The organism is Ruegeria sp. AD5, from assembly GCF_056542345.1.
The window spans coordinates 45159-61929 of record NZ_JBQFZR010000004.1 but is presented as its reverse complement, the minus strand read 5'-3'; the positions used below and the strand labels follow the sequence as shown (position 1 = coordinate 61929).

Annotated in this window: 14 protein-coding genes and 1 pseudogene; 5 read left to right on the top strand and 10 right to left on the bottom strand. The window is 57.4% G+C overall.

What is annotated here, in order from left to right:
* Nucleotides 1-38 precede the first annotated feature (38 nt).
* From ACR0JG_RS18120 to hslO, 5 genes are all read right to left on the bottom strand, one after another.
* On the bottom strand, nucleotides 39-1871 hold the full coding sequence (locus ACR0JG_RS18120) for an ABC transporter ATP-binding protein (protein WP_480571657.1): 1833 nt from the start codon (nucleotides 1869-1871) through the stop codon (nucleotides 39-41).
* A complete protein-coding gene (locus tag ACR0JG_RS18115) occupies nucleotides 1868-3706 on the bottom strand; it encodes an ABC transporter ATP-binding protein (protein WP_480571654.1) in 1839 nt (612 codons plus the stop codon). The genes ACR0JG_RS18120 and ACR0JG_RS18115 overlap by 4 nt, the downstream gene beginning before the upstream one ends.
* A gap of 194 nt (nucleotides 3707-3900) precedes the next feature.
* Nucleotides 3901-5055 (bottom strand): CCA tRNA nucleotidyltransferase, encoded by a 1155-nt coding sequence (locus tag ACR0JG_RS18110; RefSeq protein WP_480571651.1) that lies wholly within the window; start codon nucleotides 5053-5055, stop codon nucleotides 3901-3903.
* Nucleotides 5052-5651, bottom strand: coding sequence for a CoA pyrophosphatase (locus tag ACR0JG_RS18105; RefSeq protein ID WP_480571648.1), 600 nt, complete (start codon nucleotides 5649-5651; stop codon nucleotides 5052-5054). Before ACR0JG_RS18105 ends, ACR0JG_RS18110 begins: the two co-directional genes overlap by 4 nt.
* Nucleotides 5641-6627: an Hsp33 family molecular chaperone HslO gene (gene hslO, locus ACR0JG_RS18100; protein WP_170399357.1), complete on the bottom strand. Its 987-nt coding sequence runs from the start codon at nucleotides 6625-6627 to the stop codon at nucleotides 5641-5643. Before hslO ends, ACR0JG_RS18105 begins: the two co-directional genes overlap by 11 nt.
* A gap of 76 nt (nucleotides 6628-6703) precedes the next feature.
* Between hslO and ACR0JG_RS18095 the strand changes: the two are divergent.
* Nucleotides 6704-7135 (top strand): annotated as a pseudogene (locus ACR0JG_RS18095) (NUDIX hydrolase); the annotation flags it as partial.
* A gap of 8 nt (nucleotides 7136-7143) precedes the next feature.
* Here the strand turns inward: ACR0JG_RS18095 and ACR0JG_RS18090 are convergent.
* The gene (locus ACR0JG_RS18090; protein WP_480571763.1) at nucleotides 7144-8418 is read right to left on the bottom strand and encodes a PP2C family protein-serine/threonine phosphatase; all 1275 of its coding nucleotides are present in this window, start codon (nucleotides 8416-8418) and stop codon (nucleotides 7144-7146) included.
* A 121-nt stretch (nucleotides 8419-8539) separates the two neighbouring features.
* Between ACR0JG_RS18090 and ACR0JG_RS18085 the strand changes: the two genes are divergently transcribed.
* Nucleotides 8540-8890, top strand: coding sequence for an Hpt domain-containing protein (locus ACR0JG_RS18085; protein ID WP_480571645.1), 351 nt, complete (start codon nucleotides 8540-8542; stop codon nucleotides 8888-8890).
* Here ACR0JG_RS18085 and ilvA read toward each other — a convergent pair.
* Nucleotides 8887-10113: a threonine ammonia-lyase IlvA gene (ilvA, locus tag ACR0JG_RS18080; protein WP_170408790.1), complete on the bottom strand. Its 1227-nt coding sequence runs from the start codon at nucleotides 10111-10113 to the stop codon at nucleotides 8887-8889. The two genes, ACR0JG_RS18085 and ilvA, sit on opposite strands and share 4 nt — an antisense overlap.
* Before the next feature lie 57 nt (nucleotides 10114-10170).
* Nucleotides 10171-10938 (bottom strand): hypothetical protein, encoded by a 768-nt coding sequence (locus ACR0JG_RS18075; RefSeq protein ID WP_170408791.1) that lies wholly within the window; start codon nucleotides 10936-10938, stop codon nucleotides 10171-10173.
* 139 nt (nucleotides 10939-11077) lie between these two features.
* Here ACR0JG_RS18075 and ACR0JG_RS18070 point away from each other — a divergent pair, with 139 nt between their 5' ends.
* From ACR0JG_RS18070 to msrA, 3 genes are all read left to right on the top strand, one after another.
* Nucleotides 11078-12304: an argininosuccinate synthase gene (locus ACR0JG_RS18070; RefSeq protein WP_480571641.1), complete on the top strand. Its 1227-nt coding sequence runs from the start codon at nucleotides 11078-11080 to the stop codon at nucleotides 12302-12304.
* Nucleotides 12305-12439: 135 nt separating this feature from the next.
* Entirely contained in the window at nucleotides 12440-12721 is a 282-nt protein-coding gene (locus tag ACR0JG_RS18065; protein ID WP_170408793.1) for an SCP2 sterol-binding domain-containing protein, read from the top strand.
* A gap of 91 nt (nucleotides 12722-12812) precedes the next feature.
* A complete protein-coding gene (gene msrA / locus ACR0JG_RS18060) occupies nucleotides 12813-13484 on the top strand; it encodes a peptide-methionine (S)-S-oxide reductase MsrA (RefSeq protein WP_170399396.1) in 672 nt (223 codons plus the stop codon).
* On the opposite strand, the gene ACR0JG_RS18055 is transcribed toward msrA, so the two are convergent.
* Nucleotides 13481-14353 (bottom strand): ribokinase, encoded by an 873-nt coding sequence (locus tag ACR0JG_RS18055; protein WP_170598499.1) that lies wholly within the window; start codon nucleotides 14351-14353, stop codon nucleotides 13481-13483. The genes msrA and ACR0JG_RS18055 overlap by 4 nt on opposite strands.
* 3 nt (nucleotides 14354-14356) lie before the next feature.
* Nucleotides 14357-16612 (bottom strand): NADP-dependent malic enzyme, encoded by a 2256-nt coding sequence (locus ACR0JG_RS18050; RefSeq protein WP_170466734.1) that lies wholly within the window; start codon nucleotides 16610-16612, stop codon nucleotides 14357-14359.
* Between the last annotated feature and the right edge of the window lie 159 nt (nucleotides 16613-16771).

The window sequence follows — 16771 nt, the reverse complement described above, 5'->3', positions numbered from 1 at the left end:
GAGGCCTGATAACTGGGGTTTGAGCGCAACAAAACCCTTTATTCTGCAGCCTCGGCCTGAATGAAGCCGCCCGATTGGCGATGCCAGAACCGGGCGTACAACCCGCCACGCTCCAGCAGAGCCTCGTGCGTCCCGCTTTCAACGATGTGACCGTGGTCCAGAACAATAATCCGATCCATCTCGCTAAGCGTGGACAGGCGGTGGGCAATAGCCAGCACGGTCTTGCCCTGCATCACCCGGTGCAGTGCCATCTGAATCGCTGCCTCGACCTCGGAATCCAATGCCGACGTCGCCTCGTCCAGAACCAATATCGGTGCGTCTTTCAGGATAGCGCGAGCCAGGGCGATCCGCTGTCGTTGCCCGCCGCTCAGCTTCACGCCGCGTTCGCCCAGATGCGCGTCATAGCCCTTGCGTCCTTGCGCATCCTCTAGACCGAGTATGAATTCATGCGCCTCGGCTTTGGTCGCGGCCTCTATCAGCTCATCTTCAGTCGCGTCAGGACGACCATAGAGGATGTTCTCGCGCGCCGAACGATTGAACATCGCGGTTTCCTGCGTGACCATCCCAATCTGTTGCCGCAGGCTGTCCTGAGTCACGTGAGAGACATTCTGCCCGTCGATGGCAATAACGCCATGTTCCCCGTCATAGAGCCTTAGCAAAAGTGAAACCAAAGTGGATTTCCCCGCACCTGAGGCCCCGACTATGCCCAGCTTTTCACCCGGTGCGGCAGTGAAATTAAGATTAGCAACACCACCGATATCGCGGCCATAGGCAAAGCTGACGCTGTCAAAGGCAATCTCGCCCTCTGAGACCACAAGTGTCGATGCGTTCGGAGCATCCTCGACCCGAACGCGCTTGGTCAGAGTATGCATACCGTTTTCAATCTCACCGACATTTGCGTAAAGACCCATCAGTGTGAAACTGACCCAGCCGGTCATTTGCGAGATGCGTATCGCCACAGCCCCGGCCGCCACGATGTCCCCGGCCGTCGCGATGCCCGCCTGCCACAACCACAGTGTCGCGCCGATCAACAGGACCGGCAGCACCCCCGCCAGAGTCATTAGGATGAACCGGAAACTGGCCGATAGCTTGCCGAATTCCAGCGACCGTTCACGCAGGTCGACCATGGAATTTCGGGCGGTATGATCTTCGAACTCGGAATGGGCAAACAGCTTGACGGTTTTGATGTTGGTGATCGTATCGACCACCTGCCCCGATACCATCGCCCGCGCCCCCGCCCGCGCGGCAGAGCGTACGCGGATGCGTGGAAGATACCAGCGCACTAGCAGGAAATAGACAACAAGCCAGGCAACAAATGGCAGCATCACAAGCGGGTGAATAGACCCTAATAAAAGCAATGAGCCTGCAAGTGAGGCAATAGCGAAGACAATAGCGCTGATTGTTTCGGACACCACTTGCGTCATGGCGTTCGATGTCTGCATCTGTTTTTGGGCGATACGTCCGGCGAAATCGTCATCGAAATAGGTCACCGACTGGCCCAGCGTCCAGCGGTTCAGTTTTGCCAAAACCAATGGCGCGATGTTGGGCATGACGATGTAGTTATTTGCCACCGACGACAGGCCGAACAGTGCGGGGCGTAGAAGCATGAAGAATGCGACAGCACCCAAAATGATCGCGAGATTGCCGCCGGTCAGAAACGCCTCGGGGCTGCTGTTGGTGGTCAGATCAATGACGCGGCCCAAGACCCAGGCGGTGCCAGCTTCCATCGCACCCGCGATCGCCGAGAAGGCTGCTGCGACGAACAGCATCGGCCAGGCGCCGGACAAGCTCCAACGGATGAACGCCCCCAGCGTTTGCGGCGGGGGCGTTTCTGTATCTTTGAACGGTTGGATGAGGTCGGCAATCCTCATTCAGCGGCCTCCGGGTTCAGGAAGCCTCCAGATTGCCGCGCCCAGAACTGGGCGTAAAGCCCTCCTTGCGCCAATAGATCGGAATGGCCGCCTTGTTCAACGATCCGGCCGCCATCCATCACCAGGATGCGATCCATCTGTGCAATCGTGCTGAGCCGGTGCGCGATGGCGATCACGGTCTTGCCTTGCATCATGCCGTAGAGTGTTTCCTGTATCGAGGCTTCGACTTCGGAATCTAGGGCAGATGTCGCCTCGTCCAATAGCAAAATCGGCGCGTCTTTCAGGATCACCCGCGCCAGCGTTACACGCTGCCGCTGACCGCCCGACAGTTTCACGCCCCGCTCGCCCACATGCGCATCATAGCCAGTGCGGCCCTCCGGGTCTTGCAGATCGAGGATGAACTCATGCGCTTCGGCCTGTTTCGCAGCGGCAATCATCTGTTCTTCGGTCGCATCAGGCCGACCATAGAGGATATTGGCCCGAACCGAGCGGTGCAACAGAGCACTGTCCTGCTGAACCATGCCAATATGGCTGCGCAAACTGTCCTGCGTGACCTTCGAGATATCCTGGCCATCGATCAGGATCGCACCCTTCTCGACGTCGTAAAACCGCAAAAGCAGCTTTACTAGGGTCGATTTTCCGGCACCTGAGCGACCGATCAGGCCGATCTTTTCGCCTGGCCGGATGGTCAAGTTGACGTGATCCAAACCACCGGTTTCCCGTCCATAGTGATGAGACAGATCGCGTATTTCGATCTGGCCATTACCCAGCCGCAAAGGTTTCGCATTAGGTTCGTCCAACAGATCGATGGGCTGCGCGATGGTCTGCATACCCTCGGCAACGATACCCAATTCGCGAAAGAAGCTGGTCAGCGCCCACATGATCCACCCGGTCATGGCATTCAGCCGCAGCGTCAAGGCTGTGGCGGCGGCCACCACACCGACCGTTGCGCTACCTTGCGTCCAAAGCAAGATCGCCCAACCAACGACTCCCACGATCAGCACACCGTTCAATGCAACCAGCGCGGCATCCATAATGGTGAAAATCCGCATCTCGATCTGGAAAGTGCGGCGGGTTTCCGCAATCGCCTCGCGCGCATAGTCCTGTTCCTGAGTGTCATGGGCAAACATCTTGATGGAGTGGATGTTGGTATAGCTATCCACCACCCGGCCCGTCACGGTCGAGCGTGCATCCGACGCCGCCTGCGACGCCGGGCCGACCCGCTTAACGGTCCAGCGCACCAACGCACCGTAAAACACCAGCCAGATCAGCAATGGCAGCAACAGCCGTGGATCAGCCGCCATAAGCAGAATGGCCGCACCGATCATGTAGGCGATCGAGAACGAGATCGCGTCAAAGACTTGAAAGACCACCTCACCCGCGGCGGGCGGGGTCTGAACAACCCGGTTTGCGATGCGCCCGGCAAAGTCATTCTCGAACCAGCCAACCGATTGACGCAGAACATGTTTATGCGCCCGCCAACGGATCAGAGTGCCAAAGTTCGGCAGGATTGTGTTGTTGAGCAGCAAGACGTCAACAAGCTGAAGGATGGGACGAATAAACAGGATCAAGGCGGCAACCACGACCAATTCAGTCCCGTGCGCCTGCCAGAATTCAGCAGGAGAACTGCCCAACAGGTCCACAACGCGACCCATATAAAAGATCAGCCCGACCTCGACAGCAGCAACGACCACGGACATCAGCGCGGCCAATACAAAAACGCGTTTGAAAGGCTGCGAGTATCCCAGCATGAAAGGCCACAGCCGCGTCGGTGGCTTGTCAACCTGTTCATAGGCAACAAAAGGGTCAATGAGATTTTCGAAGTAGCGAAACATGGAGAGTGCTCCGATTGAGCAGAAAATAGGTCATGCGAAGAAAGATGGCGCCAGAACACCACCCCTACGGGTCAAAGTGTTCCGGGCTTTAGCCGAACCAGATCCCGTAATACATTCGCATTCCTCCCTCCATATGAGTCAGGCGCACCCTGCCAAATCAAATCGGGTTTGTCATCCCTTTTTGAGACTTCAAATCAGTCGGCCAGCAATTCTTCGCGGCTAAGCGCGAAATCCGACGCGATCCAACGCGTCTCAAGCTCGGCCAGTTTTGCGCCCAGCGCGGGGCCCGAGAAGGCGGGGATCAAATCCGCCGCCTTGATCGGGAAACTGGCCGCGGACCCTTTTTGCAAAGCTCGGTTCAGGTCATCGGACCAAGGCTGTTCAAGAAATGCATGACGCAAAAGTGTCTCGTGCAATCCGCCTTCCGACCCATAGCGATAACCCAATTCTGCGACACTGGTCGTCGCCATCGCTTCGTCGCGCATCCGAGCCAGACGCTGCAGTTGCGCGCGGCTGAGACGCAGGGTTTTGGCCACTTCGGGCGACGCAATCGCTGCCAAACGACGAATCGCTTCGGGCGCTGCATGGGCGTCTTGTTCCAGCTGAATCAGGATCGGCAGTGCCCGGTCATCAGCCCCGGGTAAGAGCTGCGCCAAAACGCCAGTGACGCGCATGGCGGCAACCGACGGCGCGGGGTCAGGCGCAGCGAGCAGTTTAAGCATCTCTGCCCCGACCCGTTCGCGCGAAAGTGTCTCTAACCCGTCCAAATTTGCAGCTATTGCATCCAGTGCAGCGGGGTTAAAGCCACCATCCACATCCCCGTACCAAGCATGAAACCTGAAATATCTGAGCGACCTTAGGTAGTCTTCTTGGATGCGATCACTGGCCTCCCCGATGAACCGTACGCGACGCGCCTGTAGATCCGGCAAACCGTTCAGCGGATCAAGGATTGTGCCGTCAGGTTTGGCATAAAGCGCGTTCATGGTGAAATCACGGCGCGCAGCGTCTTCTTCGACCTTGCTGGAAAAGGCGACGACAGCACGCCGACCATCCGTTTCGACGTCACGGCGAAACGTCGTGACCTCGTGCGGGATACCTTTGCTGACAATCGTCACGGTGCCATGGTCTATCCCTGTTGGTATCGGCTTCAGCCCAGCTTTCTGCGCCAGTTCCACGACGTGTTCAGGCCTAGCGTCTGTGGCGATATCAATGTCAGAAACCGGCGCCTTCAGCAGAGCATTGCGCACACAACCACCAACGAATAGCGCCTGCGCCCCGCCGTTGGTCAGGGCGGTGCATACATCCTGCGTGGCTTGGTCGGTTAACCAATCTTCTGTGATCCGCTTCATTCACTCATCCGCGCTGCCAATCCCCGCAGCATCCGTGCCGTCGCACCCCAGATATAATAGGGGCCATAGGGCACAGCATAATAATACCGTCTTTGTCCACGCCAACGGCGCGACTCGACGACATAATTCTCTGGGTTCAGGACATGCGCAAGCGGAACGAAGAAGATCTCATCCACCTCGCCCGGTTCGGCGACTGGTTCAAAACTGGCTTCAAGGATCGCAACAACCGGCGTGACCGAAAAGGACGTCACGGTTTCATGAGTCGGCAGATGACCCAGAATACTGGGTAGTTCTGGCGGAAGACCAATTTCTTCCTGTGCTTCGCGCAAAGCTGTCGCAGTAACGTCGATGTCGCCCTCATCCTGTTTTCCACCCGGAAAGGCGATCTGGCCCGGATGGTGTTTCAACGCCGAAGAGCGTTTGGTCAAGATCAATCTGGGTGCGTCTCCCGTCACGGAAACAGGCACTAACACGCCTGCAGGGCGCAGTTTGCGCCCCGCCGGCAGCACCGTTTCCGGGTTCAGATCAAAGTCACTGGACCTGGACCCGTCACGGCTCAGCGCCTCGGTCAGGTCTGTGATCAGATCACGCGCCATCCGGGCCTTCGGCCTCGAAACCGACGGTCGCAGGGTCCAGCACATAGTGCGCACCGCAGAATTGGCAGTCTGCTGTGACGGTGCCTTCGTCCGTGGTCATTGTCGCAATATCCTGCGCCGAATAGATCGACAGGCTTTGGCGCACGCGATCTTCGGAACAAGTGCAACCGAATTTTACCTGCTGTGCATCATAGACGCGAGGCTGTTCCTCGTGAAACAGACGCACCAGAAGGTCGGTTGGCGCAACGGATGGCCCGATCATCTCCAGATCATCCACGGTGTCGAGCAGGATGTTGACGCGATCCCAGTTCTCGCCCTCTTCACCATCCACCAGATCCGAGGCAGACAGGATCTCTCCGCTGCCCTCCCCGGAAGCGGCAAAGGGCGAGGCTTTGGGCATGTGCTGCAGCATGATCCCGCCAGCGCGCCAGTGTTCACCGACACCGGGCTCAGTCGATTTGCCGAAGCTCAACGAAAACCGGGTCGGCAGCTGTTCGGACTGCGCGAAATAGGCTTCCGCACACGCGCTCAGTGATCCCCCGGCCAGTGGGGTGATGCCCTGATAAGGCTGTGTACCTTCACCTTGGTCGATCATGATGGCAAAGTACCCGTCACCCACCTGATCGAAAGGGGCTGCATCGGTCAGCCGGTCGCGGTCAAAGCTCGCATATGCGCGGATCTGCGCGGGTTCGCCCTCGACCTGTGGCGCATAATAATCGGTTGCGATCATCCGCACCGCGCCCTTGGATTGCACCTGCAGAGACAGCTTCCAGCGCAGCGATACCGTTTGCCCTATCAATGCAGTCAGCAGGGCCATCTCGGCCACCAGCGCCTCGACCACCTCCGGGTAGTCGTGCTGTTTCAAGATGCCGCCCAACACGCCGTCCAGCCGGGCCACGCGGCCTCGCATGTCGGGTATATCGAGTTGAAAGGGCAGGACGGTATCGTCCCACGCGATTTTGGTTCCAATAGACATGGGGTTTCCTTAAGCGCCACAGGTTGGCATACCGCCACCATATAGGTTGAACAGTTTGGGTTGAAAGGGGCCTTACATGATCAGACGGTTCGGTGAAAGCCCCGAGGCAGAGCGAAAATACACCCGGCGGGTCGGCGTTTATGCCCTATTGCCACAAGGCAACCGATTGCTGCTGACCTGTCAGCTAGAACCCGGACCCGATCTGCAGCTGCCGGGCGGTGGCATCGATCCGGGGGAATCACCCATTACAGCGCTTCACCGTGAGGTTTACGAAGAAACCGGCTGGCTGATCGCCGCGCCCCGGAGAGTGGGTGCGTTTCGTCGATATACCTACATGCCGGAATATGATCTGTGGGCCGAGAAGGTCTGCCTGATTTACCGCGCCCAGCCGGTCAGACGCCTAGGCCCTCCGACCGAAGACATTCATGAGGCCATTTGGATGGAGACCGCAGATGCCGTTCATCTGTTGGGCAACGAGGGCGACGCCCATTTCGCCCAGCGCCACCTGCATGGGCTTCAAGGTCCGTTATATTCAAAAAACACTGCAGAGACATCATCCGCAATTCCGCTGTCCGGTGACATCACCTGTGTAAGACGCCAGAACATGTCATCCAGGAATTCCGGTCCACCGTGATCGACGGCGCATTCAACAGCCATCGCCTTCAACCCGTCATCATCCAGCAGACTGCCGTCGGCGAGCTGGCATTCGGTGAACCCGTCCGAATGCAAGAGCAGCTTGTCGCCCGGTTGCATATAGGTTTCCGTCTGCTGAAACTGCGCCTCAGGCAGCAATCCAATGGGCAACCCGCCTTCGCCCAGAAACTCGGTTTTACCATCACGGCGCAGCAACAGCGGATGCGGGTGTCCGGCCTGCACCATTTTCAGATGTCCGTTGCGCAGATCGATGATGGCATAGACCATGGTGAAATATTCTTCGATCCCGGCATCGGCGATCAGACGCGAGTTGAGCAACGACGCGACCTCTTCGGGTGGCAGAAGGGCGTAGAATTTATTGAACCGACGCTCCATCGCGATGTTCTGATCGAAATGCGTACTGGACAGATACCCGCCCAGCCGTGCCGTCATCATCGCAGAGGTGATCCCGTGGCCGGAGACATCGATGCTGTAGAACCCCAGCCGATTGACACCGGGCGAGAACATCCCCACCAGATCACCGCCGATATGACCGCAAGGTTTCAGAAGCAGGCTGACCTGTGAGTTGCCAAAGGTTCCCTTCAATTCGGGCACCAGCGAGTCCTGAATCTTTCGGGCCTGCATCAGATCTTTATCGATCGCATCATGGGCAAGCTTCAGTTCGTTCAGCGCTGTTTCGATCAACTGGTTTTTTCGGGACAATTCGCGTTGCATGTCAAGAATACGCGCCCCGGCCGATATGCGAGCACGCAGCTCATCAGCCTCAAGCGGCTTGATCAGAAAATCGTCTGCCCCAGCATCCAGACCGCGCGCGACCTCCTGCTTTTCGCTTTTTGAGGTCAGAAGAATGAAATAGCTGTATTGCTCACTGTCCAGCTCTCGGAAGGCGCGACAGAACTCAAGCCCGCCCATACCTGGCATGACCCAGTCGCTTAGAACAAGATCAGGCGGGTCCGAGGTGCAAAGCTCTATCGCGGCTTCACCACTGTCGGCTTCAACAACCTCGAATCCCCACTTTTTTAGCGAGGCCACCAGAATGCGCCGCTGCAGACGGCTGTCGTCCACAACAAGAACCTTGCGGATCGCGCCAAAATCCAGCTCGACCCGGGCCTCTACTTGACTGGCATCCGGCACCATGAAGTCCCTGTACTTGCTCAACTCTCCAGTTGTCGCAACGCTATGCCTCTCAGCTTAACATCCTATGAAAAACCAAATGGCCGCGATTTAACCCCATCTTTACCCGCGACGGTCTAACAATATGCAACCGCGAGAGGGTGGCATGATTCAGTGGTCCAGAGTCAGACAGTTACGTGATGAAGTCGGCGCAGACGAGTTCACCGAGGTTGTCGAAATCTTTTTGGACGAGGTTCAGGAAGTTATCACTAAGCTACGCGATGACACTACCCGCTCCGAGATCGAACAGAACCTACATTTCCTGAAGGGCAGCGCGCTGAGTCTTGGCTTTGATAGTTTCTCGAAACTGTGCCAGGACGGTGAGCGACGCGCAGCCGCAGGTGAAAGCGCCGCCGTTGATTTGCTGGCGATTATCGCGGCCTACGACGAGTCGAAAATACTGTTTCAGGCCGGTCTGGCCGAAAACCTGCGCTAGATCACAAACTGTGCCAGCGTCTCGTCTTCGGTGATATCCGTATAAGTAAACCCGGCTTCATCCAGATGCGCAAACAGGCGCATGAAATTCTCGGGCTTGCGGGTTTCGATCCCGATTAGCACCGAACCAAAATTGCGCGCCGATTTCTTCATGTATTCGAACCGTGCGATATCGTCTTCGGGCCCCAGAATACCCAGAAATTCTTTCAAAGCGCCAGGACGCTGCGGCAGGCGTAAGATGAAGTATTTCTTGACCCCGGAATAACGCTGCGCGCGCTCTTTGACCTCAGGCAAGCGTTCGAAATCGAAGTTGCCACCCGATGTCACACAGACCACCGTCTTGCCACGCACAAAGCTTTGCACGTCACCCACGGCCTCAACCGCCAATGCACCGGCAGGTTCCAGAACGATGCCCTCGACATTCAGCATTTCGATCATGGTGGTGCAGATGCGGTCTTCGGACAAAGTCAGCACGTCCGACAGATGTCGCGATTTCAGCAATTCAAACGGTTTCTCACCAATCCGGCCTACTGCTGCGCCATCGACAAAGGTATCCACATGATCCAGAGCCACCGGGTGCCCCGCTGCAAGCGCCGCGCGCAAACACGCCCCGCCGGCCGGTTCCACGAACAGGCAATGCGCCCGGTCCCCGAACCAGGTCGCCACCCCCGAAGACATACCGCCGCCGCCAACCGGCAGAATTACATGATCAGGCACTCGGCCCAATTGCTCTTCGATCTCAACCGCCAATGAGGCCTGCCCCTCGATCACATCCGCATCATCGAACGGAGACAGGAAATATCCGCCCTGTTCTGCGCACCAGCTTTGCGCCGCAGCCAGCGTGTCATCGAAATAGTCACCGATCAGGTGAACCTCGATATTGTCGCCGCCGAAAATGCGCGTCTTCTGGATCTTCTGCTGCGGCGTGGTCACCGGCATGAAGATCACACCCCGCACACCCAGATGCTTACACATATAGGCCACGCCCTGCGCATGGTTGCCAGCGCTGGCGCAAACGAAAAGGCCCTGCCCCTGCTGCTTGCGCATCGCATTGAACGCACCACGGATTTTATACGACCGCACCGGGCTGAGGTCTTCGCGCTTGAGCCAGATATCCGCGCCGTAACGGTCGGACAGATGGGCGTTCCGCTGCAACGGAGTTGCCGGAAACACTGAGCGCATTGCCTTTTCGGCAGCGCGGGCGCGGGTCGTGAAATCAGTCATGTTGGATTCCCTGCCCCATCATCGTCGAAAGGGCAAGGAATACATATGTGTACGGGCTTAGGCCAGCTCGCGTTTTTCGATGAACACACCATAGATCGTCGTCAGGATACTGACATTGATCAGTGGGACGATCAGCATGCTCGCAAACAAGACAATCAAGACACCGATGATCGGAACGAAAAGCAGCAAAGACGCCAGTAGCTGAAGCAATATTTGGAAGAGGATGGATAAGACGACCAGAAGTGCGATGGCTCCGCTTGCGCCCGAGGTTGCTTGCCACGCTTCAGACAGCTTTATTGGTTTTCCGATCGCTGCGCCGGGTAAAATCGGGGAGGCCCGATAGAATCCGATCGTGAGAATGATGATCAAACCCAGCCAAACCAGAATTCCCAGCGCCACAGAGGATTGCGCCATCATGCCCATGATCAGCGCTCCCGGTATCATGATGATAAGAGCGATTAGGCCGAGCATCAGAAGGCGTCCGAAATAGGCGAGCACACGGTCGAACCTGAAAGGCGGAACCAAACCGCTTGGATATTCCTCAAGTAGAACAAAACGGTGCCACGACACGACAATCCACAGCATGACCCCAAAGACAACGGCCATAAGGCAGAGCAGAAAACCGGTGAAGGACGCGGCCGTTACGCCTTCAGGGAAGCCATTGGTTTCACTGTTGAATTCTTCGAAAGGGATGCCAAACAGGAAGAACAGGCCGATGGCTAAAAAGCCGCCAATGAGCGCCGGTACGACTGAAATCTGTAGCGCCTGCGTCAGGTTCCTAAGAACCATCCTCACCGAATGCACGAAAATCTCTAATCCCAGCATAAATACCGCCCTCTCAACCAATCCTTGTTCTCTATCCGCCCGTTTCACCCCAATTCCCGGGCTGCGTCAATCCACACAGCTTGCCCCCACGCCCAAAACCCGTTAGGGGCCAGTCGTTCTACGCATAAAGGGAAGTCAGATGTCCGCGCCCAAGAAAGTTGTTCTGGCCTATTCCGGTGGCCTTGATACCTCGATCATTCTGAAATGGCTGCAGACCGAGTATGGTTGTGAGGTCGTGACCTTCACCGCCGATCTGGGTCAGGGCGAGGAGCTGGAGCCCGCCCGCAAGAAAGCCGAGCTGCTGGGGATCAAACCCGAGAACATCTATATCGAAGACATCCGCGAGGAATTCGTCCGCGATTTCGTCTTCCCGATGTTCCGCGCCAATGCACAGTACGAAGGGCTGTATCTGCTGGGCACCTCGATCGCACGGCCTCTGATCTCGAAACGTCTGGTCGAGATCGCCGAAGCGACCGGTGCTGACGCTGTCGCCCATGGCGCAACAGGCAAGGGCAACGATCAGGTGCGGTTCGAACTGGCCGCTTACGCGCTGAACCCCGACATCAAGGTCATTGCTCCGTGGCGTGAGTGGGATCTGACCAGCCGGACCCGTCTGCTGGAATTTGCCGAAGCAAACCAGATCCCGATTGCCAAGGACAAGCGCGGCGAAGCGCCCTTCTCGGTTGACGCCAACCTGCTGCACACCTCGTCCGAGGGTAAGGTTCTGGAAGACCCCGCCGATATGGCACCCGACTATGTCTATCAGCGCACTGTCCACCCCGAGGAGGCGCCGAACGAGCCGGAATTTATCGAGATCGGTTTTAAAAAAGGCGACGCGGTCAGCATCAATGGCGAGGCGATGAGCCCCGCGACCATCCTGACCAAGCTGAACGAATATGGCGGCAAGCACGGCATTGGCCGTCTCGATCTGGTCGAAGGCCGCTTCGTTGGAATGAAATCGCGCGGTATTTACGAAACCCCCGGCGGCACCATCCTGCTGGAAGCGCATCGTGGGATCGAGTCCATCACCATGGACCGGGGCGCGATGCACCTGAAAGACCAATTGATGCCGCAATATGCCGAGCTGATCTATAACGGCTTCTGGTACTCGCCCGAGCGTGAGATGCTGCAGGCGGCCATCGACAAGTCGCAAGAGCATGTCACCGGCACCGTTCGCGTGAAACTGTACAAAGGTCTTGCCTCAACCGTGGGCCGCTGGTCGGATCATTCGCTGTACTCCGAGGCGCACGTGACCTTTGAGGAAGACGCTGGTGCATATGACCAGAAAGATGCGGCAGGCTTCATCCAGTTGAACGCACTGCGCCTGAAGCTTCTGGCCGCGCGTGACAAACGGCTGAGCAAGTAAGCGTTTAGAATTTTAGATCTGGCCCCGGTGTCTGATCAGGCACCGGGGTTTTTCTTTGCCGGGTTTCCGTCGGGTCGGGCTTGCCCGGATCAGGAAATTGTCTTTACGCATACGTCAAACAGGGAAGGACGGATAATGCTGCAAGACATCGCCGACGGAATTCAAAAGGGTTTGAACGGCAAAAGCTTTGACGGATCGCTTAAGTTCGATTGTGGTGATGAGGGTGTGATCGTTTTGGCGGAGAATACTGCCTCAACCCAGGATCGGGACACAGACTGCACCATCCGCATCTCACGCGAGAACCTCTCTAAGTTGCTGACCGGTAAGCTGAACCCAATGACCGGGGTTGCGCTGGGCAAGCTGAAAATCTCGGGCAACATGGGTGTTGCGATGAAGCTGGGGCAGCTGCTGGGCTGATAAACTCGTCTCACCAGCGCGTGACAAATCATGTCAGCGCATTGCAAGCACAAAAATCTGCGGGCAGCTTGGTTTCGGAAGGAGACCTGCCATGACCCGGATCACTTACCTTGATTGCCTGAAACCTTCACTTCTGTTCGTGCTAATCTTGTTGGCAGCAATGCTGCGCGCCTTACCTGCTCCGGCCGCTGGCACTGAAACGCTAACAGTCGCCGGTGGCTGTTTCTGGTGCGTGGAATCCGATTTCGAGTCCGTGCCCGGCGTGATCGGCGCGGTCTCGGGCTATACCGGTGGCAAGACGGATAGTCCCACCTATGATCAGGTCTCGAAAGGCGGAACAGGGCATTACGAGGCGGTCCAGATCACCTTCGATCCCGCCCGCGTTTCCCGTGCAACCTTGCTGAACATGTTCTTCCGCTCAGTCGATCCCACGGATGCGGGTGGCCAGTTCTGCGATCGCGGCGACAGCTATCGCACAGCAATTTTCGTCTCTAACAAAGGGGAAAAGGCGCAGGCACAGCAAGCCAAGACCAGCGCACAAAACGCGCTGGGGCAGACCGTGGTCACGCCGATCCTGCAAGCCGGAACGTTTTATCCAGCCGAGGCGTATCACCAGGATTATTACAAGGGTAGCAAGCTGGTACTGACCCGCTTTGGCCCCAAGCGCCAAAAGAACGCCTATAAGGCCTACCGCGAAGCCTGCGGTCGCGATGCGCGGGTCAAACAATTGTGGGGCAACGAAGCGCCCTTTGCAGGGTCCTAGTCAAACTGCGCTTCGCGCACCTCTTTCAGATCAGGAATGACATCTGCAGTGCCGTGCCGCGTGACCATCAGGGCCGCGGCACGGTTTGCTTGGGCAATCGCCTGCGCCATCGGCATACCCCGGTCCATTCCAGCCAACACATAGCCAGTGAATGTGTCACCTGCCCCGGTGGTATCCACAGCGTTGACCTTATGGGCCTGAAACGCTTGGGGTTGATGATCTTGCTGATAGTAGCGCGCACCTTTTGAGCCAAAGGTGACGATCACATGTTCGACCGGCAGGTCTGAAGGGGCGAGACCCGTTGCATCCTGCAATTGCTCGGCCTCGACTTCGTTGAGGATCAGAAAATCCAAATACGGTAGAACCGCTTGAACTGCGTCTGCCTGAAATGGGGCGGCGGCGTAGCAGACGGTCAGCCCCATTTCACAACCTAGTTTAGCGGCCTCAATCTGCGCATTGGTTTCGTTCTGCATCACCAGCAGATCACCAGAAACAGCCGAAGACAACGCCTGCCCAAGTTGGTCGTTCGAGATGGCATGGTTGGCGCCTTGATACAGAACGATCAGGTTTTCACCCTGCGCATCTACTGCGATGATGGCGTGACCGGTCGGCACATCCACCTCGGCAATATGCCGCGTGTCCACGCCATACTCGGTCAGCCGGTCCCGTGCCCAAAGGCCATCCGAGCCCACCGCGCCGATATGGGATACCCGCGATCCGGCTCGTGCAGACGCCACAGACATGTTGGCGCCCTTGCCACCCAGAAACCTCTGTAGCCCACTGGCCGCCAGTGTCTCACCCGCTTCGGGCAAATGCGGCAGGGCATAGACCATATCCGCGTTGATTGAGCCAAGGTTCCAGATTGTCATGATTTACCCGATATCGCAGGAGGCCAGGATGGCCATGTTCAGAATGTCATTTGCGGTCGAGACCGTCGAACAGATCTGGATTGGCTTGTCGACGCCGGACAGGATCGGGCCGATCACGGTGGCGCCGCCCATTTCCTGCATCAGTTTGGTCGAAATCGAGGCCGAGTGTCGTGCAGGAACAATCAGGATATTGGCTGGTCCGGTCAGTCGTTGGAACGGATAGGCTTCCTGCTGATCAACATTCAGGGCGACATCAACCGTCATCTCGCCTTCGTACTCGAAATCGACGCCGCGCTCGTCCAGCACTGCCGGGGCACGGTGCATCTTCTCAGCACGTTCAGACACCGGGTAACCGAAGGTCGAGAAACTGACAAAGGCCGCCCGGGGCTCTAGCCCCATGTGGCGCGCCACGGCTGCGGCGCGTTCAGCGATATTGGCCAGATCGTTCTCGTCCGGCCATTCATGCACCAGCGTATCACCAATCAAGACAATCCGTCCTTTGTGCAGCAACGCGGTAACCCCAGCCGCGCCATGGGCGGCATCGGCGTCAAACACATGGTTGATACGGTCCAGCACGTGCGCCGACTTGCGTGTGGCCCCGGTCACCAGACCGTCCGCATGACCATGCGCCAGCATCAGAGACGAAAACACATGTCGATCCCGTGCAGCGAGGCGGTGAATATCTTTGTGATCAAAGCCCTTACGCTGCAGGCGCTGATACAGAAAATCCTTATAGGCCTCGAGATGCGCGGTGTTGGCGGCGTTCACCACATCAATTTCACGCACCGCGTCCCCAAGACCAGCGGATTCGAGCTTTTCCTTTACGTCGTCTGGCCGGCCCACAACCAAAGCCTTACCAAAGCCCGAGCGTTGGTACATTACGGCCGCGCGCAATACGCGCGGATCGTCACCCTCGGCAAAGATCATCCGGCTTTGCGCCTGACGCGCCCGCGCGTTCAAGCCGCGCAAGATGCTTGCGGTCGGGTCCATGCGGGATTTCAGGCTCAGCTCATAAGCGTCCATATCGATGATCGGACGTCGCGCCGCGCCGGTATCCATACCAGCCTTGGCAACCGCAGGCGGGATACGGTGGATCAGGCGCGGATCAAAAGGCGTTGGGATGATGTAGTCGCGCCCAAAAGTCAGCGACTTGCCATAGGCCATGGCAACCTCATCCGGAACATCTTCACGCGCCAATCGCGCCAGAGCGTGGGCGCAGGCGATTTTCATCTCGTCATTGATCGCACGGGCATGAATATCCAGCGCACCACGGAACAGGTAGGGAAAACCCAGAACGTTATTCACCTGATTCGGATAATCGCTACGGCCCGTCGCGACGATCGCATCAACGCGCACCTCGTGCGCCTCTTCCGGGGTGATTTCCGGGTCAGGGTTCGCCATGGCGAAAATCACCGGATTGTCAGCCATGCTGGCGACCATGTCTTGTGTCACCGCCCCTTTGACCGACACGCCCAGAAATACATCCGCATCCTTCATGGCCTCTTCCAAAGTGCGAAGATCAGTCGTGATGGCATGGGCCGACTTCCACTGGTTCATGCCCTCGGTCCGGCCCTGATAAATCACGCCCTTGGTGTCGCAGACGATGCAATTCTCATGCCGTGCACCCATGGCCTTGAGCAGTTCGATACAGGCAATTCCTGCAGCGCCTGCCCCGTTCAGGACGATTTTTACGTCTTCGATCTTCTTGCCCGAGATGTGCAATGCGTTTAGCAGACCCGCCGCACAAATCACTGCTGTGCCATGCTGATCATCGTGGAAGACCGGGATATCCATCTCTTCCTTCAAGCGTTGTTCGATGATGAAACATTCGGGTGCTTTGATATCTTCCAGATTGATACCGCCAAAGGTCGGACCCATCAGGCGCACAGCGCGACAGAACTCGTCCGGGTCTTCGGTATCCAGCTCGATATCGATCGAGTTCACATCAGCGAACCGCTTGAACAGGACCGATTTGCCTTCCATCACCGGTTTTGAGCCCAGCGCACCCAGATTTCCAAGGCCCAGAACGGCGGTACCGTTCGAGATCACGGCAACCAGATTGCCTTTGTTTGTATAGTCATACGCCGTCTCTGGTGCTTCAGCGATGGCTTCACAGGGAACCGCAACGCCAGGGCTATAGGCCAGCGAAAGATCGCGCTGCGTGGTCATGGGTACGGTGGCCTGCACCTCCCACTTGCCGGGGGTCGGGTCTAGGTGAAAGGCCAGCGCCTCTTCTTTGGTGATCTTCGCTTTGGGCATCTTACAGGTCGTTTCCATGACTTTGGGGCTTTTGCCTCATAACGCAGGCGGGGCCGCGCCTCAACGAGAATGAGTTTTCACCTTTTACTGAAGATGCGGGATTTGTAAGGTCGCGCCCGGAACACGCCAGAAGGGGGCCGAATTTGTCCACAGTCACGC

Excerpts from the sequence above, each read along its gene's own strand:
- ACR0JG_RS18120 (WP_480571657.1), bottom strand. The coding sequence starts at position 1,871 with ATGAGGATTGCCGACCTCATCCAACCGTTCAAAGATACAGAAACGCCC.
- ACR0JG_RS18115 (WP_480571654.1), bottom strand. The coding sequence starts at position 3,706 with ATGTTTCGCTACTTCGAAAATCTCATTGACCCTTTTGTTGCCTATGAA.
- ACR0JG_RS18110 (WP_480571651.1), bottom strand. The coding sequence starts at position 5,055 with ATGAAGCGGATCACAGAAGATTGGTTAACCGACCAAGCCACGCAGGAT.
- ACR0JG_RS18105 (WP_480571648.1), bottom strand. The coding sequence starts at position 5,651 with ATGGCGCGTGATCTGATCACAGACCTGACCGAGGCGCTGAGCCGTGAC.
- hslO (WP_170399357.1), bottom strand. The coding sequence starts at position 6,627 with ATGTCTATTGGAACCAAAATCGCGTGGGACGATACCGTCCTGCCCTTT.
- ACR0JG_RS18090 (WP_480571763.1), bottom strand. The coding sequence starts at position 8,418 with ATGGTGCCGGATGCCAGTCAAGTAGAGGCCCGGGTCGAGCTGGATTTT.
- ACR0JG_RS18085 (WP_480571645.1), top strand. The coding sequence starts at position 8,540 with ATGCAACCGCGAGAGGGTGGCATGATTCAGTGGTCCAGAGTCAGACAG.
- ilvA (WP_170408790.1), bottom strand. The coding sequence starts at position 10,113 with ATGACTGATTTCACGACCCGCGCCCGCGCTGCCGAAAAGGCAATGCGC.
- ACR0JG_RS18075 (WP_170408791.1), bottom strand. The coding sequence starts at position 10,938 with ATGCTGGGATTAGAGATTTTCGTGCATTCGGTGAGGATGGTTCTTAGG.
- ACR0JG_RS18070 (WP_480571641.1), top strand. The coding sequence starts at position 11,078 with ATGTCCGCGCCCAAGAAAGTTGTTCTGGCCTATTCCGGTGGCCTTGAT.
- ACR0JG_RS18065 (WP_170408793.1), top strand. The coding sequence starts at position 12,440 with ATGCTGCAAGACATCGCCGACGGAATTCAAAAGGGTTTGAACGGCAAA.
- msrA (WP_170399396.1), top strand. The coding sequence starts at position 12,813 with ATGACCCGGATCACTTACCTTGATTGCCTGAAACCTTCACTTCTGTTC.
- ACR0JG_RS18055 (WP_170598499.1), bottom strand. The coding sequence starts at position 14,353 with ATGACAATCTGGAACCTTGGCTCAATCAACGCGGATATGGTCTATGCC.
- ACR0JG_RS18050 (WP_170466734.1), bottom strand. The coding sequence starts at position 16,612 with ATGCCCAAAGCGAAGATCACCAAAGAAGAGGCGCTGGCCTTTCACCTA.